Annotated in this window: 1 protein-coding gene and 2 pseudogenes; all 3 read left to right on the forward strand. The window is 47.2% G+C overall.

Annotation, left to right across the window (positions count from 1 at the left end; all coding sequences use genetic code 11):
• Positions 1-116, forward strand: a pseudogene (locus E0D98_RS27630) (conjugal transfer protein TrbE); the annotation flags it as partial.
• Entirely contained in the window at positions 109-852 is a 744-nt protein-coding gene (gene traF, locus E0D98_RS24250; RefSeq protein WP_021573911.1) for a type-F conjugative transfer system pilin assembly protein TraF, read from the forward strand. The pseudogene E0D98_RS27630 and the gene traF, both read left to right, overlap by 8 nt.
• Positions 853-865: 13 nt before the next feature.
• Positions 866-1,226 (forward strand): annotated as a pseudogene (locus E0D98_RS28595) (hypothetical protein).
• The last annotated feature ends 130 nt before the right edge of the window (positions 1,227-1,356 follow it).

Genomic DNA, 1,356 nt, shown 5'->3' on the forward strand with positions numbered 1-1,356 from the left:
TCATTATCCTTTACTCCGGTGTGCTCCTGTTTATTCTGTATTTTTGCTTTTCGGCCCTGGCTGACCTGCAGAAACCTGATGAAAGAAAAAGTGATGAAAGGAATGAAGATGAATAAAGCATTACTGCCGCTGTTACTCTGCTGCTTTATTTTTCCGGCGTCAGGGAAAGATGCAGGCTGGCAGTGGTATAACGAGAAAATAAATCCGAAGGAAAAAGAAAATAAACCAGTACCAGCAGCTCCCCGTCAGGAGCCGGATATTATGCAGAAACTGACCGCGCTGCAGACGGCAACAAAGCGGGCGCTGTACGAAGCCATTCTGTATCCCGGCGTGGATAATTTTGTGAAATATTTCCGGCTGCAGAATTACTGGACTCAGCAGGCCGGGCTTTTCACCATGAGTGCTAAAAAGGCCATGCTGGCACATCCCGAACTGGACTATAACCTGCAGTACAGCCATTACAACGGCACGGTACGGAACCAGCTGGCAGCAGACCAGGCGCAGCAGCGACAGGCGATTGCCAGACTGGCAGAGCATTACGGCATTATGTTTTTTTACCGGGGGCAGGACCCCATCGACGGGCAGCTGGCGCAGGTCATTAATGGCTTCCGGGATACGTATGGTCTGAGTGTTATTCCCGTTTCCGTGGATGGCGTGATTAATCCACTATTGCCGGATTCCCGGACTGACCAGGGGCAGGCGCAGCGCCTCGGCGTGAAATATTTCCCGGCCATGATGCTGGTTGACCCGAAACAGGGCAGTGTCCGCCCGTTATCATACGGCTTTATTTCTCAGGACGACCTGGCAAAACAGTTCCTGAACGTTTCTGAAGACTTTAAACCGAATTTTTAAAGAGGTCGTTTAAATGAATTTTATTTCTTTATGGCCTTTATTGCTGGCCCGGGTGACAGTGATGTCACTGACAGTGATTTTCCTTGCTGCTGACAGGCGTTTTTTCATGGGACTGTTTTGTTGTTTGCACCCTGTCCATGATGATGGCAGAAGGTATTGTTATTATGAAATATGAACTGTGGCATATCCCTCCTGCCCTGCTGGGTCTGGCAGGAGTGTTGTCATGGTTGCTGCTACTCCATACAGGATATTTTTCAGGCATATCAGAAGGTGAGCATAAGCGTTTGTGGCTCGCTGTTGCCGCAGTGTTTTCTGGTGCAGGAATGATTATATTCTACTGGTTGCTCCATGCATCAGAAAACATAATAAAATAACGAATGGTTAATGCGAGAACAAGACACATCCAGAGAATAAATATTATAAGTGCGAGTTTTGCTCTTCTTATTCGTAACGCGGATAAGCAATTTATTACAGAGGGGGTATCCAGAGTTTAATGCATATTAT

The organism is Escherichia sp. KCJ4928 (assembly GCF_004352695.1).
Taxonomy (GTDB): domain Bacteria; phylum Pseudomonadota; class Gammaproteobacteria; order Enterobacterales; family Enterobacteriaceae; genus ECMA0423.